The following is a 25,112-nucleotide window of genomic DNA, read 5'->3' as shown; positions in this document are numbered from 1 at the left end:
ACTGGTGTTCCAGTTTCATTTTTAATGCCTAAATGTTATATTAGCAACTCATCATTACAATTTTATGCTAGACCAATCCAATTATACAGAAGATAATATACGCTCGTTAGACTGGAAAGAACATATTCGTATGCGACCTGGTATGTATATTGGTAAGCTTGGTGATGGTTCTTCTCCAGACGATGGTATTTATATCCTGTTAAAAGAAGTTTTAGACAATTCCATAGACGAATACGTGATGGGAGCGGGTAAAACTATAGAAATTTCTATTCAGGGAAATAAAGTTATTGTTCGCGATTACGGCCGAGGTATTCCTTTAGGAAAAGTGGTAGACGTGGTGTCTAAAATGAATACAGGAGGAAAATATGATTCTCGTGCATTTAAAAAATCGGTCGGACTTAATGGAGTGGGGACAAAAGCGGTTAATGCCCTGTCTACGTATTTTAGAGTAGAATCTACAAGAGACGGGAAGTCCGCTTCGGCAGAATTTGAAAAAGGAGATTTAACCAATCAGGAATTTTTAGACGAAACAACACGCCGTAAAGGAACTAAAGTGTCTTTTGTTCCGGATGATCATATTTTTAAGAATTACAAATTCAGAAATGAATATGTAACCAAGATGCTTAAAAATTATGTGTATTTAAATCCGGGATTAACTATAGTTTTTAACGGAGAAAAATATTTTAGTGAAGATGGTTTAAAAGATTTATTAAGCGAAACTATTAATGAATCTGATATGGTTTACCCAATAATTCACTTAAAGGGAGACGATATAGAAGTAGCCTTAACACACAGTAAAACACAGTATTCTGAAGAATACCATTCGTTTGTTAACGGTCAAAACACCACTCAGGGAGGTACGCACTTAGCGGCTTTCAGAGAAGCGTTGGTTAAAACGTTAAGAGAGTTTTACGGTAAAAATTACGATGCATCTGATATTAGAAAATCGGTGGTTTCTGCCATTGCCATAAAAGTGATGGAACCTGTATTTGAAAGTCAGACTAAAACCAAACTGGGGTCGACAGATATGGGAGGAGATTTGCCAACTGTACGAACCTATGTTAACGATTTTCTAAAAACACATTTAGATAATTTTCTTCATAAAAATGCCGAAGTGGCTGATAAAATTCAACGAAAAATTTTACAGGCAGAACGTGAGCGTAAGGAACTTTCTGGTATTCGAAAATTAGCTAAGGACCGGGCTAAAAAAGCAAGTCTTCATAATAGAAAATTAAGAGATTGCCGTATTCATTTTGGAGATATAAAAAATGAACGTAATCTGGAAACAACCTTGTTTATTACCGAGGGAGATTCGGCTTCTGGGAGTATTACCAAGTCCAGAGACGTAAACACGCAGGCGGTATTTAGTTTAAAGGGTAAACCTTTGAATTGTTTTGGTTTGTCAAAAAAGATTGTTTACGAAAACGAAGAGTTTAATCTTCTACAGGCAGCTTTAAATATAGAAGAATCTTTAGAAGATTTACGTTATAACAATATAGTAATCGCAACCGATGCCGATGTTGACGGAATGCACATTCGACTGTTGTTAATTACGTTTTTTCTTCAATTTTTCCCGGAAGTGATTAAAGAAGGGCATTTGTATATTTTGCAAACACCTTTGTTCAGGGTGCGAAATAAAAAGAAAACCATTTACTGTTATTCTGAACAGGAACGGGTTAATGCTATAGAAGAATTAAAACCTAAACCGGAAATTACACGATTTAAGGGGTTAGGAGAAATTTCGCCAGACGAATTTAAACACTTTATTGGTGATGATATTCGATTAGAGCCTGTAATGTTAGATAAAGACATGTCTATAGAAGAACTTTTGGAGTTTTATATGGGTAAGAATACACCAGACCGACAAAAGTTTATTATTAACAATTTAAAAGTTGAAATAGATTTAGTAGCTGAAGCAAATGAGAACAGATAACGGAAAAGTAAAACAAATCATTGTTTCGATTTATTTTATCCTGATTGTTATGGCAGTGTTGCTGTCTACTGTTTTCAGTAAATTCAGTCATTTAACTTCTAATCCTGTATTAAGTTTTTTTGTAATCCTGGCTGTCTTGTTGGTGTTGTTTTTAGGTGTTTATTTAATAGCTAAATATTTCGAGTATGATAGTGATGGGGTAAAAGTAGTTGTGACAAATCGCGGGCTTTTACTTTCGGAAAAACTAAATTACAGAGAACATCAAATAGAATTTGATAAAGCTGATTTAAAGGCGTTTAAGTTTAAAAATTATATAGTTTATAAAACCTTGGTTTTATTTATAAAATCTTCATCAGGCAGGGTAAATAAAGAAGTGTTTAATGTAACTTTAGTGAATAGAAAAAAGCGGAAATACATTAGGCAGTCCTTAAGTAAAATGGTGAAAAATAATCTTCAAAATAAAGTTTAAGTATTAATGATAGATAACGATAACGACGATTTAAACAGTAATCCATCAGAAGAACAGGAAACAATTACCAGAGTAACTGGTATGTACAAAGATTGGTTTTTAGATTATGCATCTTATGTTATTTTAGAACGTGCGGTTCCGGCTATTGAAGACGGTTTTAAGCCGGTTCAGCGTCGTATTATGCATTCCATGAAAGATCTGGATGATGGTCGTTATAATAAAGTAGCAAACATAGTTGGTCATACCATGCAATATCACCCGCATGGTGATGCCAGTATTGCCGATGCCATGGTGCAGATCGGGCAGAAGGATTTGTTAATAGATACTCAGGGAAACTGGGGAAATATTTTAACAGGCGATGGTGCTGCTGCTTCGCGTTATATCGAGGCGCGTTTATCTAAATTTGCTTTAGATGTTGTTTATAATCCCAAAATAACGGAATGGCAGGCCTCTTATGATGGACGAAGAAAAGAGCCTGTAAATTTACCGGTGATGTTTCCATTGCTTTTAGCGCAAGGCGGAGAAGGTATTGCTGTAGGGTTATCAACAAAAATTTTACCTCACAATTTTATAGAATTAATCGACGCTTCCATAAAACATTTAAAAGGAAAACGATTTACCATTTTACCGGATTTTCCAACAGCGGGAATTGCAGATTTTACGAATTATAATGATGGTATGCGTGGCGGTAAAGTACGTGTGCGCGCTAAAATTTCGCAACTGGATAAAAACACCCTTGTTATTACAGAAATTCCATTTGGAACAAATACTACTTCTTTAATAGATTCTATTTTAAAGGCGAACGATAAGGGGAAAATTAAAATTAAGAAGATTGAAGATAATACCGCTGCCGATGTAGAAATATTAGTGCATTTACCAGGTGGTATTTCTCCTGATAAAACCATTGATGCATTATATGCTTTTACAAGTTGCGAAACGTCCATTTCTCCATTAGGGTGTGTAATCGAGGATAATAAACCTTTATTTATAGGGGTGTCCGAAATGTTACGTCGTTCTACGGATAATACGGTTCAACTTTTAAAGAGTGAACTGGAAATAAAATTAGGAGAGCTGGAAGAGTTGTGGCATTTTGCTTCTTTAGAACGGATATTTATTGAAAACAGAATTTATCGCGATATTGAAGAAGAAGAAACCTGGGAAGGTGTTATTCAGGCGATCGATAAAGGATTACAACCTCATATAAAACATTTAAAACGTCAGGTAACCGAAGAGGATATTGTGCGTTTAACAGAGATTAGAATTAAGCGAATTTCTAAGTTTGATATCGATAAAGCACAACAAAAAATAGATGCTTTAGACGAACAGATAGCTGAAGTAAAACATCACTTAGCTCATCTAATTGATTATGCTATAGCATATTTTGCCAGATTGAAAAAAGATTATGGTACTGGCAGAGAGCGTAAAACTGAAATCAGAATCTTTGACGATGTAGATGCTACCAAGGTGGTGATAAGAAATACAAAATTGTATGTAAACCGTCAGGAAGGTTTCGTTGGTACCTCACTTAGACGGGATGAGTATGTAGGAGATTGCAGTGATATAGACGATATTATTGTGTTTACCAAAGATGGAAAAATGACGGTTACCCGAGTAGACGCCAAAACATTTGTTGGTAAAGATATTATCCATGTAGCCGTATTTAAGAAAAAAGATAAGCGTACCATTTACAATATGATTTATAAAGATGGCACTAAAGGTCCGTCGTATATAAAACGATTTGCAGTCACGTCTATCACCAGAGATAAAGAATACGATTTAACCAATGGCACCAAAGGGTCTACATGTTTGTACTTTTCTGCAAATCCAAATGGAGAAGCCGAAGTTGTAACTGTGTTATTACGTCAGGTAGGTAGTGTGAAAAAATTAAAATGGGATTTAGATTTTTCAGACATTCTTATAAAAGGCCGTGCGTCTAAAGGGAATCTGGTAACGAAATATCCAATTAAGAAGATAGAGCTTAAAGAAAAAGGGGTTTCAACTTTGAAGCCAAGAAAAATCTGGTTCGATGATACGGTACAGCGCTTAAATGTAGATGGACGTGGTGAGCTTTTAGGTGAATTTAGAGGTGAAGATCGTATTTTAGTTATCACGCAATCTGGTCATGTTAAAACCATTTTACCGGAATTGTCCACACATTTTGAAAGCGATATGATTGTATTGGAAAAATGGGTGCCGAATAAACCGATTTCAGCGGTGTATTTCGATGGCGATAAAGAACGCTATTACGTAAAACGTTTTTTAATTGAAAACGAGAATAAGGAAGAGGTCTTTATTTCCGATCATGAAAAGTCCCAGTTAGAAATTGTTTCTACCGATTGGTTACCGGTTGCAGAAGTTATTTTCGCAAAAGAACGCGGGAAAGATCAAAAGGAAAATCTTACTGTGCGACTTGAAGAGTTTATTGCAGTGAAAGGTATTAAGGCTTTAGGGAATCAGTTAACTACAGATAAAGTAAAACAAATTAATATATTAGATCCGTTACCGTATGAAAGTCCGGAAGAAGTACATGCAGATGATCTGGATGTGGTGGATGAAGAAACCGTAAACGAAGCTGATGATGATCAGCCTAGATTGTTTTAGTTATATACAATTATGTTAGTTCTAAATATAAAAAGGGAAATTCAAATCGAATTTCCCTTTTTATATTTTAACAGCAGTCCCTTTTTGTTTTTTACTTTCACCAACATAAGAATATTCATAGGTGTATGACGAATCCGTGGTGGTTAATATTTTTAAATGGATGTCTTTTTTCTCTATTCGGTTTTTAGGATTTATAGTTTTAAAAACCGCTTCACAATCGTTTATCCAACGTACTTCAGAAGAATCGGTTTTATTCTGGTAGGTTTCTACCTGTAAAGACTCGGTGCGATTAAATTCCGATTTTAGAACTTTGCCATCTATAGTGATTTCACTGTAGAAATGTCCTGTTTTAAATTCAGAGCAATTTCGTTCCGTTTCGTAACAACTCGTAAAAATTAAAGCTGTAATGAATATCAGGATATATTTCATGATTTTGTGTTTCCGCAAAAATAGCAAAGTTGCTAGGAGTTTTCAAAGAATAAAATCGAGCGAACATTGTTTTTTTTAATACAGCTATTATCGGATTGAAATACAGGTGATTTCAATATAATTGCACAATAAGCGTATTACACATATAATTTTTAGTGTATATATGTCACATAAAGTAACATGGTATGTTACTTTGCTTATCATTACTTATGGACGTATATCGGACACATTTATATTGAAAAAGTAAATAAAAGTGTCTTTACAGGAGAGAATAAGTAGTGTTTACATCTGTAAAATATAGCTAAAAAAACTTTTTAAGATGCGTAGCGGGTTAATAACTTTTTCATAATTGTAATAGTGTTTTGATCACAAAATCAAGTACTTGAATAAAAGCTTTTAAAAAGATGTCATTTACGGACGTATATCGGACGGCAAAAATTACTAAAATAATATATATTTAATAAAAGTATTTGATAAACAATTAGTTATAGGTAAAATAAACTATTAATAACTACCACTTAAAGTTCTTCAAAGTTTTTAAATGTTCCGTCTGTATAAAATACTACGATGCGTTCAATTTGTTTTTTTTCAGTGTTCTGAAAAATTTGTTTCGGAATAGCTTCGTGCTGCTTTTTAGGGGTGGTTTCAGGTATTTCCGGCGTTCTTGGTAAATCCACTTCATTTGAAAATAAATCCTGCGACACAGGATCTGCTGAGTGTTTAGGAAATGAGCCTTTGCCATTTAATAACCAGTACAATTCCACCTCGGGATAAGCAGACAAAATTTTTAAAACAAAATCAAGACTCGGTTTATTTCTGCCGGAAAGAATATGAGAAATAGAAGAGCGCTGCACACCAATCTTTTCTGAAAAAGAAGAGGCGGATTCGCCATAAAAATCGATAACCTTTTGCAGGCGTTGTGAAAATTCAGAAGTATTAATCATTGTTTAATATTGTAAACAGATTGTTTTGTTTTGCTTGTTTACAAAAATATACAAAAGCGCAAAATTCTCATATATAATTGTAAACATTTTTAAAAAAGAAATGTAAATAATTGAATTTAAACTTTAATTTAAATACTGTAAAATACTAATTTACAATTTGTTATTGTTGAAAAATATTTTGTATTGAATATTTCGTAATTAGTCATATTACTCAATTAAACAACTTATTTTGTTGGTTTATTAATGTAAACGACTTTATAAAAATCACTAAATAAAATTTGTTTACAACTGTAAATTGAAGACGTTTTACAATTGTCAACAATATGATTTAGCACACTTTTACCAATAGACTTATTACATAGTTCCTCAAAAATAAAGTAGCTTTGCGTTAGTAAATATAGATCTATGACTATCTCTGAATTTAAATCATTATACACCTCAAATAAGGAAACGACTTTACATCATCGTTACATCACCAACATGCATATTAAACCGCTTTTAGATCGTTTAGATTCGAGATTTAATGTGCAAACCATTGGCGAATCTGTTTTAGGGAAACCTATTTATGGTATTCAGTTTGGAACGGGTAAAAAACGATTGCTATTATGGTCTCAAATGCACGGTAACGAATCGACGACCACTAAGGCATTATTCGACTTTTTTAATACGCTATCTAATTCCGAGGTGTTAATTCATCTTTTAAACGACTTCACATTTTATGTTATACCTATTTTAAATCCGGATGGAGCGGAAGCCTATACCAGACTAAATGCAAATGAGGTGGATTTAAATCGTGATGCCCAGACATTGAGTCAGCCGGAAAGTAAGGTGCTAAGAGCAGTATATAGCAGCTTTAATCCTCATTATTGTTTTAATTTACACGGACAGCGTACAATATTTAGTGCCGGAACCTCCAATAAAGTGGCTACGGTGTCCTTTTTATCGCCGGCACAGGACCAGGAAACTACAGTAACAGACTCTCGCAAAGTGGCTATGGAGGTCATTGCTGAAATGAATAAGGTTTTACAGGAGTTTATTCCAGGTCAGGTTGGACGTTATGATGATGCTTTTAATATAAACTGTGTGGGGGATACTTTTCAATCTTTTAATGTTCCTACTATATTATTTGAAGCTGGACATTTTGAAAATGACTACGGACGCGAACAAACGCGTTTTTATATTTACGCATCCTATTTATCGGCCTTTAATTTTATTAGTAAATCCGAAAATTCAGGAGCAAATTATGAGGCGTATTTTGATATTCCTGAAAATGACAAGTGTTTTTTAGATATTATCATAAGAAATGCGAATCTTGGGACGGAGGATTCTCCTTTAATTTTGGATATAGGGGTGCAGTATATTGAGAAATTAATTAACAAAAACGTTGAATTTTGTCCAAAAATTGAAAAAATCGCAAAGCTCTCAGATCTTTATGGTCATAAAGAGTGTAATGCTAATAAAATGAGGGTTTTAGATGCTGAAAAGCTACCGCTGAAGGAAGGAATCGAAAACGATTTCGTTTACATTGGCGGTGATAAATTTTTATTAAAATTGTGAAAACCTTAATAATTTGGTAAGATTTATCGGTAAAAATGTATTATTTTTGTTTTAAAGAACCAAAAGTAGACAAATGGCAAAATTTAAATTAGACGAAATCGATCACCAAATTCTTGATATGTTAATCGACAATACAAGAGTTCCCTTTACAGATATTGCAAAAAAACTATTAATATCAGCAGGTACTGTACACGTTAGAGTAAAGAAGATGGAAGATGCTGGAATTATTCAGGGATCTTCGCTTACTTTAGATTATAAAAAACTAGGATATTCATTTATCGCTTATATTGGTGTATACTTAAACAACACATCACAAACTAAGTTTGTTTTAGAGCGTATAAACGAATTACCATTTGTTACGGTAGCACATATTACTACCGGTAAGTTTAATATTTTCTGTAAAATTCGTGCAAGAAATACAGCGCATGCTAAAGATGTAATTTTCATGATTGATGATATTGAAGGGGTATACAGAACTGAAACCATGATTTCTTTAGAAGAAAGTATTAACGACAAAAAGCGTTTAATGCATTTTATCTTTAACGAATTATAATATAGTATTCTCTCTAAGTATACTGTCAAATTAAAAAGAGCCTTAATAGGCTCTTTTTTTATTCTTCATCGTCACTAAACTCTAATTCTGTATTTATTGTTGTGTCTTCATTTAGGGGTAGAGTCTCGTTTTCATCATCAGAAATTACAATATGTCCGGATGTGTTCAGTGTTAACTCATCGGCAGCATCGAAGTTAGTCATAGTGTAATGCAGTTTACTGCTAACTTTTACTAAATAAATGGCGTCTTCTGTTTTAATTTCTACAGCTTCTATAGTCTCGTTTCGATGATTGTCAAATTTTATGATATCATCGTCGCCATAACCATCAGGGAATTTTTCGGTTAATCGTGTTAAAATCTCAGGTGTTAATTTTTTATAATCAACTATTACTTTTTTCATATCTAATAGGCTTTTAGATAATCAATAGTAAAGTTTAAGCGCTTGAATTTTGGGTTGAAATAAATTTACAAATAAATTTTATTTAAAGAGAAAGGTTATACATATTTAACGCTTCAATAATTAAATCGTTTGATACTGTACAGTCTATTTTTGTTTTACCTATATCTTCTAAAAGCACAAAATAAATATTGCCGTGGGCATTTTTCTTATCGTATTTTAAAAGGTCTATTATCGGTTCAAAATCTTCAGGTTCTATTACTACATGATCGTAAACATCTAAAATCAAGTCTTTAATTTCATTGAAATCAGCTTCACTCAAATTAGTAAGTTTAGTAGAAATATAGGAGGCCAGAATCATACCGATAGCTATGGCTTCGCCATGAAGTAAACTGTTTTTTTCAGGATGGCTTAAAAAATAAGATTCTATGGCATGCCCGAGTGTATGTCCGTAATTAAGTGTTTTTCGTAAGCCGTTTTCGTTAGGGTCTATATCAACAACATGTTTTTTTATTAAAATAGAGTCGTAAATTAAAGCGTCTAAATTATTTAAGTCTAAACGGGATAATTCTTTAAATTTATTCCAGTAGTCTCTGTCCTGAATTAAACCGTGCTTTAGCATTTCTGCCAGTCCAGAGCGCATTTCGTTTTGAGGTAAAGTAGATAAATAAGCGGTATCTATAATCACCATTTGCGGGGTGTTAATAACACCAATCTGATTTTTTAATGTACCTAAATCTACTCCGGTTTTTCCTCCTATAGAAGCATCTACCATAGACAGTAGGGTAGTAGGTATATTTATAAAAGGTATTCCGCGTTTAAAGGTAGAAGCTACAAATCCTCCTAAATCGGTTAAAACGCCGCCACCTAAATTTATGATAAGACTTTTTCTGTCGGCCCCTAACTCCGATAAGGCATTCCAGACGCCCACACAGGTATCAATAGTTTTATTAACTTCACCAGATTCAATTTCAACAACTTCAATTTGCTTATCTGTTTCTAAAGTTGCCATAAATGGACTTAAACAATAATTATGGGTGTTTTCATCTACCAGGATAAAAATAATAGAAGGATTGCTTTCGGTTATGTAGTTATTTATTGATTTATAACCACTTACGCTGAAGTGAATTTTATTGGTTTTGGTTTCGATACTTGTCATGGTATTTTATTAAAAAAGACGCGTGAAAATAAGGAGATTTTTGCAAAAAAGTAAGTTTAGGTTAATTATATTTGCGAAATATTTTTTTGAAGCGGATGGTTAATAAGACTGTTTTTGAGAACACAGAAATTGCTTTTGGATTAAAAAGTGATTCTGAATTAGAAAGAGCTTTCTTTCTATTTAAAATGATTTCTATTGAGCCTTTGGTTAGAATAGGAACAGCAGCTACAAATTTTGCAATAAAAGCAAAGCTACCTGTAGAAGGTTTAATAAGGGCAACTGTTTTCGATCACTTTTGTGGCGGTGTTAATGAAGAAGACTGTCTTCCCGTAATTGATAAAATGTACGAAAAGGGCGTGAGCTCTGTATTGGATTATTCGGTTGAAGGCAAAGAGAATGAAGCAGAATTTGATGGCGCTTTAAAAATTACCTTGAAAATTATAAATTTTGCCGATCATAGAAAATCCATTCCAATCGCTGTGTTTAAACCTACAGGATTCGGACGGTTTGCGTTGTATCAAAAAATTACCGAAGGAAAAACATTAACCGCAAAAGAAGAGGAAGAATGGCAACGTGTTGTTAATCGTTACGATCAGGTTTGTCAGGCTGCAAAAGCTAAAGATATTGCAGTTTTAATCGATGCTGAAGAAAGTTGGATGCAAGATGCTGCCGACGATTTGATTACCGATATGATGCGTAAGTATAATACCGAAAAGCCTATAGTTTATAATACATTGCAGATGTATAGACATGATCGACTGGACTTCTTGAAAAAGCAGCATGAATTGGCTAAAAAGGAAGGCTTTTTTTTAGGGTACAAACTGGTTCGCGGGGCTTATATGGAAAAAGAAAATGAACGTGCCGAAGAACGCGGTTATCCAACACCTATTTGTGAAAGTAAAGAGGCGACAGACATAAACTTTAATGCAGGTGTAAGCTATATGTTAGAGCACTTGGAAGAGATGTCTTTATTTGCCGGAACACATAACGAATACAGTACGTATCTGGTTATGGATTTAATGGCAGCGAAGCATATAGACAAAGCCGATAAACGGGTTTGGTTTGGTCAATTATATGGCATGAGCGATCATATTAGTTTTAATTTATCGCATCTGGGCTATAATGTGGCTAAATATGTGCCATTTGGTCCGGTAAAAGATGTAATGCCGTATTTAATAAGACGAGCAGAGGAAAATACTTCGGTAGCCGGTCAAACAGGGCGCGAATTGGCTTTACTAACAAAAGAGAAGAAGCGTAGAAAAAAAGCAAGTAAAGCAGAGTAAAAAATACTTGACGATTTTAAATAATAAAAAAGCTAGAACCTATTAAGATTCTAGCTTTATTTTTATGCGACAAATAATAGTGTGTCTTATTTTCCGGATAAGGATTTCATAACCTTATCGGCGTATTCTTTAGCATTGTCACTCATACTGTGCGGATCTTCTAACTTGGAAGTTACTACAGCAATAAGTTGTTTCCCTTCCGGTTCATCTAAGTTATAAGTAACTGTTTCTAAAACATAATTTTTAACAGTTGTAGTAGTTGATGTCATAGGAGCATAATTTCCTACACTAACATAATTCATAGGGTAGCTGTAATAGCCGTAAAAGCCTCCGTAATATCCAGGATACACGCCTCCAAATGTTCCTCCGGCATAATATCCACCATCTGTAGTGGTTTTTGTAGATTCCTGATAATCTTTAACAACACTTAAAACAATGGCATTGTAGCCTTCATTTTTTATGGTTTGCACCAAAGCTTTGGTTTGTTCTTCTGTTAATTGTTTGTTTGGTTCTATATGAGGTAATTCTTTAAAGCTCTCGGTTGCTTTAAGGTTTTTTGCCCGTAACTGATTTGCAATTTCCTGTTCAAAAGCTATTCGGGCCTGGTTATTTGCGGTACGTGCAATAACCAAAATATTTTTGTCTTTAATGGTAGCGACGTTATCGGCTTTCCAGGAGTCTACCACTTTTACACTGGAGCAGCTTGTAACACAAAGTAAAAGTGCAATAACAACAAGGTTAATGACATTAGATGTTTTCATTTAGTTTTCATTTATTGATTATTATAGATTATTAAAAATATAAACTTCAATAGTATTTTAAAAGAAATATCTACTTTATTATAAAGTCAATAAATGAATTTTGATTTTAAATCTGATGTAGGGACTAAACAGGCTTCTTTTTTACCAAACCAGCGGTATCGGTGTTTGGCCATAAAGCTGTATACATAGTCTCTGATTAATTTAGGCAAAATTAAAAACAGACTTAGAAGATTAATGGGGAAACCTAATTGAGCTGCAATCTTTAAAGCAGCGGTAGATTTAGCATAAAGCTTTTTATCTGGGGTATACAATAGTATGGAGTCTGTTTTTTTTGTATCTATTTGATGTGTTGAAATAATGAATCTGGAAATGTCGCTTTCAAGCGGACTGAATTTAAATTTGTTCTTTTTGTCATGTTTTATGATAAACAGAACAGATGACTCGCATAAATTACAGACACCGTCGAATAGGACGAGGTATTCATTTTTCGGGACATCATACATAATCTGATTTCAATTTAAAATTCAGCTAAAAGGTGTAGCATAAAGCGATACCATATCTAAAAGATAAGGCTGTAAATTTAGAGGTATTATTGACTTCTGAAAATCTAAAGTTTGAATTTATTAAATCTAAAAGATTGTATTTTTCCAAGGCATTATTTAAATCGTCGTAAAATTCGTCGGGTAAGTCTTTTTGGTTTTTTAATTTGAATTTATAATGTCCTGAACCAGGACCGGCAATAATAAAATCGATGTTAAAGTGTTTAGAGATCGGGAGTTTATAACCTACCATTAATCCAGCAGAAGTAATACTGATTTTAGAATCGAATCGTAATGCGTATTCAATATTTTCAGAGCTGGTATACGATCCGTTTAAATCGCTACTGTAGTTATTGTATTTTAAATAGGCCCCGACATAAAATCCGGTTAAGTTTCTAAGTGTCGTTTTTTTTATATAATATCTGATTTCCGGAATAATCTGATAACCGGAATAATATATTTCATCGGTTTTAATTTTTTCGCCGTCTATTCCCGAAATTTTAACCAAACCCTTTTTGCCTTTGTAACCAACAGCTAAGGCTGCCGAAAAATTGTTCCAGATGTAACGCTCGTAAGACATCTGGTATACACCATTAATAAGTTGTAGGGCTTCAAACGAAATTTCATTTTTATAATTTTCAGTATTATAATTGAAATCGCTATTGGAGGATTGAGCATTTCCTACTTCAATATAACTTAAAAGTATGATGATGAGTAAAGTTAGTTTTTTCATTATGAATGAATTAAAACTAAAAATTACAAAATTATGCGGTAAATTCCTTTGTGTTTTTAAGATATATTTTCCTAACCAGTTAAATTACTTTTTGGCCTCAACAAGTTCAAGCTGATCTAAATCCACATTGGTTGTAAAAATGCCATAATTTACAATAGCTTTGTTTTTTTCTATGGTATCTATGCTGCCAACAGCTTTTCCGTCGCGCATACGAACGCGGTCTCCAATTTTTAAAACAGGCCTTGGTTTAGGTGCTTCTACTTCTTTTTTCCTGGCTTCTTTTTTCTTTTGTCTGATAACAGCAACTTTCTTCTCGGCTTCTTCTATAACCTTTTTTTCTTTGGCCTTTTGAATCCGCTTTTCTTTGGCCGATATTTTTTTACGTTTTGAATTTTCTATCTGAACAAGTTTAAATAACTCCTCCAGAAGTTCCTTCTTACGTTTGTTTTCAAAATATTTTTCTGAAATATCGTTTACCTTCTGACCTAAATAAATTAAACGCTGATTACTGTCGTAAAGCTCCTGATAGTTTTCCAGTTTTTTCTGGATGCGTAAATTAATTTCTTCCAGTTTTTCAGCTTCTGATTGTTTTTTCTGTTCATTTACTTTTAAAGAACGTTCTGTCTTTTCTAGTTTATTGCGTTCCTTTTGCAGCTTGGCAATGGTAGCGTCAAAACGTACTTTGCTGCGTTCTATTTTCTTTTTGGCTTTATTGATTAAACTGTAAGGAATACCGTTTTTTTGAGCCACTTCAAACGTAAAAGAACTTCCAGCCTGACCAATAACGAGTTTAAAAATAGGTTCCAGCGTCTGGTTATTGAATTGCATATTAGCATTTTGCATATGCGGCAATTCATTTGCCAGAATTTTTAGATTGGAGTAGTGGGTTGTGATAATTCCAAAGGCTTCCCGCTCGTAAAATTCCTCTAAAAATGTTTCCGCCAAAGCGCCACCTAATTCCGGGTCACTACCGGTACCAAATTCATCTATTAAAAAAAGCGTTTTATCGTTGCACTTTTTAAGGAAATAGTTCATTTGCTTTAAGCGGTAACTATACGTACTTAAATGATTTTCTATAGACTGATTATCTCCGATGTCGCTTAAAACGCGATCGAAAATACAGGTTTTACTGCGTTCGTGCACAGGAATTAACATACCGCTTTGAAGCATAACCTGTAAAAGTCCTACTGTTTTTAAGGTAATACTTTTACCTCCGGCATTTGGACCCGATATAACAATGATACGATTATCCTGATTTAAGCTAATGGTTTGCGGGTAGGTCGTTTTTCCTTTACTTGAATTGGTTAAATAGAGTAGCGGATGATACGCGTCGCGTAAATACATATCGCGCTCTTCCGTAATTTCAGGGAGAATGGCATTTAAGGATTTTGCATATTGCGCCTTAGCATAAATAACGTCTAGCTGTACTAAAAAATCCTGATAGTCCTTTAACAAGTCGATAAATGGCCTGATGAAATTTGTAACATCTTTTAAAATCTTTACAATTTCTTCTTTTTCTTCGTACTGTAAATTATTTAATTCGCGAGTATATTTTATGGTCGCTTCAGGTTCAATATAAACTATACTGCCTGTTTTACTGCTTCCCATTATCGAGCCTTTAACCTTTCTGCGATACATGGCTTTTACGGCAAGAACACGTTTGTTATCTACTACGGTTTCTCTAATGTCATCTAGATATTCCAGACCTTGATACATATTCAATGCAGTAGTAAAGCTGGAATTTATCTGACCTTTTACTTTATTAATGGCTTGTCTTATTTCGAAAAGTAAAGGAGAAGCATTGTTTTTAATATCTCCAAAACGGTCTACAATAGCATCTATTTTTTCAATAATAACTTTAGTGATTTCGATATGAGATGCTGCCTGATATAAATTAGGATAATATTCTTCAAACTTCTTCAAAAAGACTATAATTTCATTAGTAGTCTGCGAAATTGAAACTATCTTTTTTAAGCTATGAACTTCCAAAAATGCATTTTCAATTTTTAAAAGTTTTAATTCTTTTGTTATAGCGTCAAAACCATGATTAGGGATGCGGTTTTCATTGTAAAATGAAGAGACATATTCATGCGTTAACTGCAGGGCTTTTAAAACGGCATCTTTACGTTTGTAAGGTGCAACTTCTAAAGCTTTTTCATTCCCTAAGGCTGTAATGCAATATTCGCTTACCTGATTTAAAACTGTTTGAAATTCTAAATCCTGTAAGGTCTTTTTATGAATGTTTATCATCCCGTATTTTAATCCGTTTAAGTCTGCAAATTTAACGAAATAAATAGGTTTATTCCCACTAAATATTTAAGGATGTCTTTATAAAAATTGAATAGGATAATAGTAGAGTTATTACAAGATTCGATATTATTTCCTAAGCAAAAGATTTTTAAAATAGTCATATCATTCGAATACAATTTTTAAATTCGTGACTTTTAAAGTGTAAATGGATAAGTATATAAATAACACATATTGGAATGCCTTGTTACAGGACGAATTTAATGCCCCGTACTTTAAACAGCTTTGGAAATTTGTTGAAGAAGAATACGACCAAACGACCTGTTTTCCTCCTAAGACTAAGATCTTTAATGCTTTTAATCGTTGTGATTTTAAAGCGTTAAAAGTGGTAATAATCGGGCAAGATCCTTATCATGGTGTTGGACAAGCCAATGGTTTATGTTTTTCGGTAGCCGATGGAATTGAGCATCCACCATCGCTGAAAAATATCTTTAAGGAAATTGAAACCGATACAGGTGTGCCGTATCCCGAAAGTGGTAATCTGGAGCGCTGGGCAGATCAAGGTGTATTATTGCTAAATGCGACCCTAACCGTAAGGCAGGGGCAAGCTGGAAGTCATCAAAAACAAGGCTGGGAAACCTTTACCGACGCCGTTATAAAAAAGATTAATTCAGAAACAGAAGGTGTTGTGTTTTTACTTTGGGGTGGTTATGCAAAAAAGAAGGAAAAACTTATAAATACAAATAAACATTTTGTTTTAACTACAGGACATCCTTCGCCTTTAAGTGCCAACCGCGGTTTTTGGTTTGGAAACAAACACTTTAGTAAGACTAACTCCCTGTTGCAGCAAAATAAGGGATACGAGATTGTCTGGTAGATTCTTTTTCTTCATTAGGAATCCTTTTAAAGGTTTCCTGTTTAGTCAATTCAGTTTTTTTATCTGAGACGGTATTACAACTAAATTTTAGCAAAAGAAAATTGACGACTACTAATGCAGAAACAATAATGGTTAAGGTTAATATCATAAGCGATTGAGGTTGGTTAAGTCGCAAATTTAGTTATACGAAATTGGAAAACCTAAAACATCTGGGGAAATTGTAGGCTATTGTTGAATTTTAGCTGTAAAGTAATGATTAAATTTTAGTTGTTAAATCGTTATACGCTTTTTGTTCGGTTATAATATTTAAAGCAAGTAACTGGTTTTGTACCTCATTTAATTCTGTTTGGCTAATAAGCTCCTGACTCCATTCGGTTTGTGCTAACCAGGCTTTTACATCTTCTAATTTTTGCTGATAGCGTGAAGCGATAAGTTGTTCTATATTTGGAAGACTTTTAAATTGCATTGTTACTCCATTAATAATTTCAAGGATAGATGTAACAATATTGCGATTTTCTTCTAAAAATTTAGTTCGCACCGCTATAACAAAGCAGGGCCAGGGTGAGGGGCAATTACCTATGTTTCTGAAAACTCCAGAATCGACTAAGGGTTTGGTGGTGTATTTTTCCCACATAAAATAATCAGATTCACCGTTAGTTAAACTCTCTACCGCGCCATCGAGATCTTTAATAACTTCAAATTTTAAATCCGATTCCAGATTCCAGTTGTGATTTTGGGCATTAATGTAAGCCATTAAATGTGAGCCGGAACCGTAGCGGCTTATAGCCGCTTTTTGTCCTTTTAATTCGTTTACAGATTTATATTTAGATTGTTCTGCTACATGTATGCCCCAGTTTAGAGGGGTTTCTACAAAAGTTTGTACAATTGTAGCTGGATTACCGGCAATAATATCAGTAACAATACCTTCTGTTAAAATAACAGCCAGATCTATTTGATTCGTTCTTAAACCTTCGCACATTTCGCCCGTGCCTCCAAAGTAGTCATGCCAGCGTAAGTTTATATTCTGGTTTTTAAAATCGCCATTTTTTAAAGCAATGTACCATGGAAGGTTAAAATGTTCGGGTACACCACCAATATTTACGTTAATCATTTAGTCTCGGGTTTTAAACTTACTATTTTATCTAAGGTGTACAGAATTAATTTTTCTATGGCCAGTCCCGGATTTTTACTGAAAGTTCCCGCTGCTCGGTTAGCTATAATGGCGTTAATAGACAAAGCTTCATGCCCTAACAGTTTTGAAAGCGCATAAATGGCGGCTGTTTCCATTTCCAGATTGGTGATTTTTAAATTATTAAAACTGAAGGAATGAATATGGTCGTTTAAAGTATCGTCTTCAATATCTAAACGGAGCTTGCGTCCCTGAGGGCCGTAAAATCCGCTTGCAGTTGCTGTAATTCCGGATTTAGTTGCATCTGTATTAAAATGATTTTCCAGATATTGACTTCCGGCAATCAACAGAGGCCTGGATTTCTCCGGATTCCAGTTGGTATAGCTTATAAAAGCATCTTCGAATGCACTGTCGCATATAGATTTTAAATCGTAAAAATGCAGCATACCACTAAAATCCAAGCCGTGAGTACCAACAAGAAAAGCATCTACATCTATCTCTTTTTGTAACGAGCCGGAGGTGCCAACACGAATAATATTAAGACGTTTTAATTCTGATTTTATGGTTCTGGTCTTAAAATCTATGTTAACCAGTGCATCAAGTTCGTTTAATACAATATCTATATTATCGCAGCCAATTCCTGTAGATAACACAGTAATACGTTTGCCTTTATAAATTCCGGTTTCGGTTTTAAACTCCCGTTTTTGTATGGAATATTCAATCGTATCAAAATGTTTAGAAATCTTGGATACCCGGCCTTGATCGCCAACCAGAATTACAGTGTCTGCTATATGTTCGGGCTTTAAATTAAGATGGTAAATGCTACCATCCGGATTTAATATGAGTTCAGATTCTTTAATCGACATTTTTAATGGTTTTTAGGAGTTTGTTTGCCTGAGTGTCAAAATAAAAGTCATGTTTCTTGGCGCCACCAAAAACCATTTTATCGTCCATCCAATCGATATAATTATTTTGTGCATAAGCTGCCTTAAACCCGTATTGGTTTAAGGTTAATTTATCGTCTTCTTCGGTATAGAAAACAGCTAAACGGTTAATAATGCGCTGCATTTGTATGTCGCCAAAGCCGTAATACCCTTGATAGTTTAAAGCATAACCTAATAAATGATGCTTTGATTTAATATCGTTTTGCTCTATGATTTTAAGTATGTTTTGTTCCAGTTCATTAATTCCTGATTTTGAATTTGGGAAGCGCTGTAAATGGGCCTTCAGGCAATTACTCAAATATATAAAAGAGGAGTCTGTAATAATATAAGGTTTTAATAAATTATGGTCGTTTCCGCAGTAAATACGCCAGACCTCTTTTGCTAATCGAATATCGTCCGGGTTTAACAGTATTTTGTTTTCATAATGATTAAGTAGTTGTTTACTGTTTAATTCAGATAAACCTTTTAATTCGTGTTTGTTTTCGTGAATCCAGCCACTACATACCAAGTATAACGGGAGGTCGATTTGCTTTTGTTTCAGCAAATTTATAACACCAAGTAAATTAATGTGGCAGAATAAATCGTATTCAAACCAAAGTACAATTTCCTTGAAGGATGCAATGTCGTCTAAAATTTTGATTTCTTTTAAAACCAGATTTTTATCGACTTCCAGCTGATAGAATTCCTTTAAGAAACGGGTTCTTATTGTTAAAAAATCGGTAGAGTTAATATGTTCTATTGTAGGGCCTTCACACAGCATTTCATGCCAGGTTAAAAATGTGCCTTCAATTTGCAATTCTTTTAAATAGTCTGTTAAATGACTGCCATTAGTAATGTGCAGGACCCCATTAGCTTCCATAATTAACCTCCAACACGTTTTACATTAAACCCTTTATCTTTTAAAATGTCCATTATTTTATCCCGGTAATCTCCCTGAATAATAATTTTATCATCTTTAAAACTGCCACCTACACTTAATTCTTTTTTTATATCCTTAGCTAACAATTTAAAGTCTTCTGTTGCACCTGTATAGCCTTCTAATATGGTTATAGGTTTGCCTTTTCGTTTTTCGTATTTGCAAATTATAGGGTCGTCCTGTAACCAGATATCCGAAGTTGATTCTGTAGTTTCTTCCTGAGTTTCCTCATGATCAGGAAATAAATTTTTAAGTTGATCTTTTAAATCCATTGCAATTACTATTTCTTTATTAATCCTAATTCTACAAGACGTTCGTGTAAATATTCGCCGGCTGTAATGTCTTCAAATTGTTTCGGATGTTGTTCATCAACGCAATTGTCTAAGACATTAAGTTTCATGTCGCTCACAGGATGCATGAAAAAAGGAATAGAGTATCTTGAAGTTCCGCATAATTCTTTTGGCGGGTTTATTACTCTGTGAATTGTAGATTTTAATTTATTATTGGTGTGTCTGGATAACATATCACCAACATTAATCATAAGTTCATCGGGTTCTGCAATGGCATCTATCCATTCTCCTTCGTGATTCTGAACTTGTAAGCCACGGCCCTGAGCCCCCATTAAAAGCGTAATTAAATTGATATCGCCGTGGGCGGCGGCTCTTACAGCTTCTTTTGGTTCTGTAGTTATAGGTGGATAGTGTATAGGTCTTAAAATAGAATTCCCGTTTTTAATATAAGCATCAAAATAGGTTTCTTCCAGATTAAGGTATAATGCTAAGGCGCGCAATACATATTTAGCTGTTTTTTCCAGCATCTGATAGGCTTGCTTTCCGGTGGTGTTAAATTTTGGTAATTCCTTAACCAGAACATTGTCGGGGTAGGTTTCTTTAAGATTCGCATCATCTTCAACGTATTGTCCAAAATGCCAGAATTCTTTTAAATCGCCTTCTTTGCGGCCTTTGGCATGTTCCTTTCCAAATGAAGTGTAGCCACGCTGACCTCCAATACCTTCTATTTCATAATTTGCTTTTACGGCTTCAGGGAGATCGAAGAATTTTTTAATTTCATCGTATAAATCAGATACTAATTTATCATCTAAAAAATGCCCTTTTAAAGCAACAAAGCCAATGTCTTCATAAGCTTTACCTATTTCATTTACAAAGTGTTGTTTTTTAATCGGGTCGTTAGAGATAAAATCGTTTAAATCGACACTGGGAATGCGGTTCATGAGTTTACTGTTTACTTGTCTTTTTATACAAATGTACGAAAAAAGGGCAGTAGAAATCTTATTAATTAATTGCTGAATATTCAGAATCAGGTATAAAAAAATGAATTATATTTGGTTATATGCATTTAAAATTAAAAGGTTTACATGTCGAATGTGTTAGAGTTTTCTCCAGTAGATTTAAGTAAAATCGAATTGCTACAATTGTATCGGGCCATGCTAAAACCCAGGCTGATAGAAGAAAAAATGCTTGTCTTGTTACGGCAGGGCAAAGTAAGCAAATGGTTTTCGGGCATTGGTCAGGAAGCTATTGCAGTTGGGGTAACCATGGCGTTAAATAATGATGAATATATTTTACCCATGCACCGGAATTTAGGAGTGTTTACTACTCGAAATGTACCATTGTTTCGATTGTTTTGTCAGTGGCAAGGCAAGGCGAGTGGTTTTACTAAAGGGAGAGATCGATCCTTTCATTTCGGAAGCCAGGAGCATAAAATTATTGGAATGATTTCGCATTTAGGACCGCAGCTTGGTGTTGCCGATGGTATCGCTTTAGCGTCTAAATTAAAACAATTAAATACAGTAACTGCAGTGTTTACCGGTGAAGGAGGTACCAGTGAAGGCGATTTTCATGAAGCTTTAAACATCGCATCAGTATGGCAATTGCCTGTTTTGTTCTGCATAGAAAATAATGGTTATGGCTTATCTACACCAGTTAAAGAGCAGTATAATTGTGAACATTTAGCTGATCGCGCTGTGGGATACGGTATGGAGTCTCATGTTATCGATGGTAATAATATAGTTGAAGTCTATACTAAAATGAAATTAATTGCTCAGGATGTCAGAACCAACCCACGACCTGTTTTAATTGAATTTAAAACGTTTAGAATGCGAGGGCATGAGGAAGCCAGTGGTATAAAGTATGTGCCGGCAGACCTTTTGGAATTTTGGAAGACAAAAGATCCTATTGAGAATTTTAAGCAGTTTTTAAGTTTAAACGGGATGTTGTCAGAGGAAGAAGAAGAGCTCTTGAGGTATGAAATTAGTGCCGAAATTGAATCGGCTTATTCAGACGCTTCAAAGGAGTTACCTATTACGCCAGATTTAAGATCTGAATTAAATGATGTGTATAAACCATTTATGTATGAGGTTTTTGAAAAAAATGAAGATATCAAAGAAATTCGTTTTGTCGATGCTGTTTCGGAGGCTCTTAAACAGTCGATGGAAAGACATGAAAATTTGATTTTTATGGGACAGGATATAGCTGAGTACGGCGGGGTTTTTAAAATTTCTGAAGGTTTTGTAGAGGCTTTTGGTAAAGGGCGGGTAAGAAATACCCCGATATGCGAGTCGGGAATAATAGAAACAGCCATGGGCTTAACAATATGTAATATGAAAAGTGTGGTGGAAATGCAATTTTCAGATTTTGTGAGTTCTGGATTTAATCCAATAGTTAATTATTTGGCGAAGTCTTATTATCGCTGGCGACAATCAGCGGATGTGGTTATTCGAATGCCTTGTGGTGGTGGTGTAGCTGCCGGACCATTTCATTCGCAGACCAATGAAGCCTGGTTTACCAAAACGCCTGGGCTAAAAGTCGTTTATCCTGCATTTCCTGTAGATGCGAAAGGCTTGTTAAACACCGCTATAAACGACCCGAATCCAGTAATGTTTTTCGAACACAAAGCTTTATACAGAACGGTAAAACAGGAAGTGCCTACGGGATACTATACCATCCCTTTTGGAAAAGCAGCACATATTCGCAAGGGAGAAGAAATAACAATTATAACTTATGGTGCAGCTGTGCACTGGGCTTTGGAAGTCCTTGACAAGCATACTGAAATTCAAGCCGATCTTATAGATTTAAGAACGTTACAACCCTTAGATGAAACCACAATTTATAATTCGATAAAAAAGACAGGTAAGGCCATTATTTTACAGGAAGATTCACTTTTTGGAGGTATAGGTTCTGATATTTCTGCTTTAATTATGGAACAGTGTTTTAAATATCTGGATGCTCCGGTTATAAGAGTGGGAAGCCTGGACACTCCAATTCCATTTATCAATCAATTGGAAGACCAATATTTGGCAAAATCAAGATTTGAAGAGGCGTTGTTGAATCTGGTAAACTATTAATTTTAAGTGACTTTGAGTTTATATGGTTTTATTGGTTATATTTAGGTTTAAACCATTTATAACCACCATTATGAAACTTTATTTTAAATGTTTTTTCGTGCTTTTACTGCTTCAGTTTAGTTGTAAAAAGCAGGAGTCGGAAGTTTTAGCGGAAGTACCGAAACCACCGATAGCTAAAATTGAACCTAAAGAATTGACTATTCACGGCGATACACGTATCGACAATTATTTTTGGATGCGATTGTCCGATGAACAGAAAAATGCTGAAACACCGGATGTTCAGACGCAGGAGGTACTCGATTATCTAAATGCAGAAAATGAGTATGCAGAAGAAGTCATGAGTCATACAGATTCTTTACAGCAGGTATTATTCGATGAGATGACGGGGCGAATTAAAAAGGATGATGAATCTGTTCCAGTTACTCATAATGGGTATTCCTATTTTACCAAATTTGAGGCCGGGAATGATTACCCATTATATTGCCGATCGAAAACAGACAGTTCGGCTGTGGAAGTCATGTTAAACGGACCGGAGTTAGCCAAAGGCCTGGCGTATTTTGGTATGGGTGCCCGCAATGTAAGTACTGATAATACTATTATAGCCTATGCCGTAGATACCATTTCAAGAAGACAATACACCGTTTATTTTAAGAATTTAAAAACAGGAGAACTTTTAGCCGATAAACTAGTTAATACCAACGGAAGTGCGGTTTGGGCCAACGATAATTCCACCGTTTTTTATTCTACCAAAGATCCGGAGACTTTAAGAAGTGATAAAATTTACAAACATACTTTAGGAACACCGCAAAGTGAAGATGTTCTGGTGTTTGAAGAAACTGATGAGACGTATCGTTGCGGTGTTTTTAAATCAAAATCAGATGCTTATATTTTTATTGGAAGTTTTCAAACGCTGGCGACAGAATATCGATATATAGATGCTACAACACCAGATGGAACCTGGAAAGTGGTGCAACCGAGGGAAAAGGATCTTGAATATCATGTAGATCATTATGCTAATCATTTTTATATACGTACGAATAAAGATGGGGCAAAGAACTTTAAACTAATGGAAACGCCAATAAACGCTACAGGAAAGGAACACTGGGTTGATGTTATTCCGCATAGAGATGATGTGTTGCTGGAAGATTTCGATTTGTTTAAAAATTATCTAGTTTTAACAGAAAGACAGGGTGGTTTGCGTCAGATTCGAGTGAGACAGTGGGATGGTTCTGAGTATTATTTAAAATTTAATGACCCGACTTATATGGTTTACACGACTTCAAATTTAGATTTTGATACGGATGTATTACGATATAATTACTCCTCACTAACAACACCAATGAGCACTTTTGAGTATAATATGAAGACCAAAGACCAGGTTTTACTAAAGCAGGAAGAAATACTGGATCCAGATTTTAGTCCCGAACATTATACTTCAGAACGTTTAATGGCTACAGTAACGGATGGCACTCAGGTACCCATTTCACTGGTATATAAAAAAGGCATGGTTAAAAACGGTGAAAATCCATTGTTATTATATGGTTACGGGTCTTATGGCTCTACTATGGATGCCAGTTTTAATTCCAGTGTTTTAAGTTTGTTAGACCGTGGTTTTATTTATGCTATTGCTCATATTCGCGGAGGAGAAGAAATGGGGAGACAATGGTATGAAAATGGAAAGTTGTTAAAAAAGAAAAACACCTTTACCGACTTTATTGATTGTGGCGATTATCTGGTAAAAGAGAAATTTACTTCGCCAGAGCATTTATATGCAATGGGCGGCAGTGCCGGTGGATTATTAATGGGAGCCATAGTAAATATGAAACCAGAATTGTGGCGTGGTGTAATAGCTGCTGTCCCTTTTGTAGATGTCGTGTCGACGATGTTAGATGAAAGCATTCCGTTAACGACTTTCGAATTTGATGAATGGGGAAATCCTAAGGACAGTATTTATTACGAATATATCAAATCGTATTCGCCATACGATAATGTAGAAGCTAAAGCGTATCCAAATCTATTAATTACAACAGGGTATTGGGATAGTCAGGTGCAATACTGGGAACCTGCAAAATGGATAGCCAAATTAAGAGCTTTAAAAACAGACGACAATCTTTTAATTATGGATTGTAATATGGATGTAGGTCATGGTGGTGCATCCGGTCGTTTTGAGCGCTATAAGATAAGAGCTTTGGAATATGCCTTTTTGCTGGATTTGGAAACTGAGAATCGCTAAAAATACAATAGAAACTAAAATAGCCTGGAAATTTTTCCAGGCTA

General features: G+C 34.6%; 22 protein-coding genes. 9 read left to right on the top strand and 13 right to left on the bottom strand.

All coding sequences use genetic code 11. From position 1 onward, the window contains the following. The first annotated feature begins 64 nt into the window (after positions 1-64). Genes I3217_RS02485 through I3217_RS02475 form a run of 3 tightly spaced genes read left to right on the top strand, consistent with a single transcriptional unit; the run spans position 65 to position 5,003 of the window. Positions 65-1,933, top strand: a complete 1,869-nt coding sequence (locus I3217_RS02485; protein ID WP_435048148.1) for a DNA topoisomerase IV subunit B — start codon at positions 65-67, stop codon at positions 1,931-1,933. Next, on the top strand, positions 1,920-2,402 hold the full coding sequence (locus I3217_RS02480) for a hypothetical protein (protein ID WP_435048147.1): 483 nt from the start codon (positions 1,920-1,922) through the stop codon (positions 2,400-2,402). Before I3217_RS02485 ends, I3217_RS02480 begins: the two co-directional genes overlap by 14 nt. A 6-nt stretch (positions 2,403-2,408) precedes the next feature. Continuing rightward, positions 2,409-5,003: a DNA gyrase/topoisomerase IV subunit A gene (locus I3217_RS02475; protein ID WP_435048146.1), complete on the top strand. Its 2,595-nt coding sequence runs from the start codon at positions 2,409-2,411 to the stop codon at positions 5,001-5,003. 60 nt (positions 5,004-5,063) lie between these two features. Here the strand turns inward: I3217_RS02475 and I3217_RS02470 are convergent, their stop codons facing one another. Together I3217_RS02470 and I3217_RS02465 are read right to left on the bottom strand one after the other, a co-directional pair. Beyond that, complete coding sequence (locus I3217_RS02470; RefSeq protein WP_435048145.1) at positions 5,064-5,432, bottom strand: DNA topoisomerase IV; 369 nt, start codon at positions 5,430-5,432, stop codon at positions 5,064-5,066. A 518-nt stretch (positions 5,433-5,950) separates the two neighbouring features. After that, positions 5,951-6,376 (bottom strand): helix-turn-helix domain-containing protein, encoded by a 426-nt coding sequence (locus I3217_RS02465; RefSeq protein WP_435048144.1) that lies wholly within the window; start codon positions 6,374-6,376, stop codon positions 5,951-5,953. 405 nt (positions 6,377-6,781) lie between these two features. Here I3217_RS02465 and I3217_RS02460 point away from each other — a divergent pair, with 405 nt between their 5' ends. Next, positions 6,782-7,933, top strand: a complete 1,152-nt coding sequence (locus I3217_RS02460) for a M14 family metallopeptidase (RefSeq protein ID WP_435048143.1) — start codon at positions 6,782-6,784, stop codon at positions 7,931-7,933. 73 nt (positions 7,934-8,006) lie between these two features. Next, a complete protein-coding gene (locus I3217_RS02455) occupies positions 8,007-8,486 on the top strand; it encodes an Lrp/AsnC family transcriptional regulator (RefSeq protein WP_435048142.1) in 480 nt (159 codons plus the stop codon). Positions 8,487-8,544: 58 nt separating this feature from the next. On the opposite strand, the gene I3217_RS02450 is transcribed toward I3217_RS02455, so the two are convergent. Together I3217_RS02450 and aroB are read right to left on the bottom strand one after the other, a co-directional pair. Beyond that, on the bottom strand, positions 8,545-8,886 hold the full coding sequence (locus tag I3217_RS02450; RefSeq protein WP_435048141.1) for a hypothetical protein: 342 nt from the start codon (positions 8,884-8,886) through the stop codon (positions 8,545-8,547). Positions 8,887-8,968: 82 nt separating this feature from the next. Continuing rightward, a complete protein-coding gene (gene aroB, locus I3217_RS02445; protein ID WP_435048140.1) occupies positions 8,969-10,042 on the bottom strand; it encodes a 3-dehydroquinate synthase in 1,074 nt (357 codons plus the stop codon). A gap of 95 nt (positions 10,043-10,137) precedes the next feature. Between aroB and I3217_RS02440 the strand changes: the two genes are divergently transcribed. Beyond that, positions 10,138-11,325, top strand: coding sequence for a proline dehydrogenase family protein (locus I3217_RS02440; RefSeq protein ID WP_435048139.1), 1,188 nt, complete (start codon positions 10,138-10,140; stop codon positions 11,323-11,325). A gap of 86 nt (positions 11,326-11,411) precedes the next feature. On the opposite strand, the gene I3217_RS02435 is transcribed toward I3217_RS02440, so the two are convergent. From I3217_RS02435 to I3217_RS02420, 4 genes are all read right to left on the bottom strand, one after another. After that, the gene (locus I3217_RS02435) at positions 11,412-12,086 is read right to left on the bottom strand and encodes a hypothetical protein (protein WP_435048138.1); all 675 of its coding nucleotides are present in this window, start codon (positions 12,084-12,086) and stop codon (positions 11,412-11,414) included. 86 nt (positions 12,087-12,172) lie between these two features. Then, the gene (locus I3217_RS02430; RefSeq protein ID WP_435048137.1) at positions 12,173-12,589 is read right to left on the bottom strand and encodes a thiol-disulfide oxidoreductase DCC family protein; all 417 of its coding nucleotides are present in this window, start codon (positions 12,587-12,589) and stop codon (positions 12,173-12,175) included. 25 nt (positions 12,590-12,614) lie between these two features. Next, positions 12,615-13,358 (bottom strand): DUF3575 domain-containing protein, encoded by a 744-nt coding sequence (locus tag I3217_RS02425; RefSeq protein ID WP_435048136.1) that lies wholly within the window; start codon positions 13,356-13,358, stop codon positions 12,615-12,617. Positions 13,359-13,442: 84 nt separating this feature from the next. Next, positions 13,443-15,608, bottom strand: a complete 2,166-nt coding sequence (locus I3217_RS02420; protein ID WP_435048135.1) for an endonuclease MutS2 — start codon at positions 15,606-15,608, stop codon at positions 13,443-13,445. A gap of 205 nt (positions 15,609-15,813) precedes the next feature. On the opposite strand from I3217_RS02420, the gene ung reads away from it, so the two are divergent. Next, entirely contained in the window at positions 15,814-16,482 is a 669-nt protein-coding gene (gene ung, locus I3217_RS02415) for a uracil-DNA glycosylase (protein WP_435048134.1), read from the top strand. Between the two features lie 256 nt (positions 16,483-16,738). On the opposite strand, the gene I3217_RS02410 is transcribed toward ung, so the two are convergent. Genes I3217_RS02410 through I3217_RS02390 form a run of 5 tightly spaced genes read right to left on the bottom strand, consistent with a single transcriptional unit; the run spans position 16,739 to position 20,702 of the window. Continuing rightward, the gene (locus tag I3217_RS02410; protein ID WP_435048133.1) at positions 16,739-17,593 is read right to left on the bottom strand and encodes a substrate-binding domain-containing protein; all 855 of its coding nucleotides are present in this window, start codon (positions 17,591-17,593) and stop codon (positions 16,739-16,741) included. Further along, complete coding sequence (locus I3217_RS02405; RefSeq protein ID WP_435048132.1) at positions 17,590-18,477, bottom strand: nucleoside phosphorylase; 888 nt, start codon at positions 18,475-18,477, stop codon at positions 17,590-17,592. Before I3217_RS02405 ends, I3217_RS02410 begins: the two co-directional genes overlap by 4 nt. Beyond that, entirely contained in the window at positions 18,467-19,414 is a 948-nt protein-coding gene (locus I3217_RS02400; protein WP_435048131.1) for a DUF1835 domain-containing protein, read from the bottom strand. The genes I3217_RS02405 and I3217_RS02400 overlap by 11 nt, the downstream gene beginning before the upstream one ends. Positions 19,415-19,416: 2 nt before the next feature. Continuing rightward, positions 19,417-19,743, bottom strand: coding sequence for a translation initiation factor (locus I3217_RS02395; protein ID WP_435048130.1), 327 nt, complete (start codon positions 19,741-19,743; stop codon positions 19,417-19,419). An 8-nt stretch (positions 19,744-19,751) separates the two neighbouring features. Continuing rightward, on the bottom strand, positions 19,752-20,702 hold the full coding sequence (locus I3217_RS02390; protein ID WP_435048129.1) for an isopenicillin N synthase family dioxygenase: 951 nt from the start codon (positions 20,700-20,702) through the stop codon (positions 19,752-19,754). Between the two features lie 144 nt (positions 20,703-20,846). Here I3217_RS02390 and I3217_RS02385 point away from each other — a divergent pair, with 144 nt between their 5' ends. Beyond that, complete coding sequence (locus I3217_RS02385) at positions 20,847-22,835, top strand: alpha-ketoacid dehydrogenase subunit alpha/beta (RefSeq protein ID WP_435048128.1); 1,989 nt, start codon at positions 20,847-20,849, stop codon at positions 22,833-22,835. 70 nt (positions 22,836-22,905) lie between these two features. Continuing rightward, a complete protein-coding gene (locus I3217_RS02380) occupies positions 22,906-25,068 on the top strand; it encodes a S9 family peptidase (RefSeq protein WP_435048127.1) in 2,163 nt (720 codons plus the stop codon). Positions 25,069-25,112: the final 44 nt, after the last annotated feature.

The sequence above is a fragment of the Formosa sp. S-31 genome, assembly GCF_051172795.1.
In the GTDB taxonomy this organism is placed as follows: Bacteria; Bacteroidota; Bacteroidia; order Flavobacteriales; family Flavobacteriaceae; genus Formosa.
The sequence above is the reverse complement of the archived record's forward strand: the minus strand, read 5'-3'. Positions and strand labels throughout refer to the sequence as shown.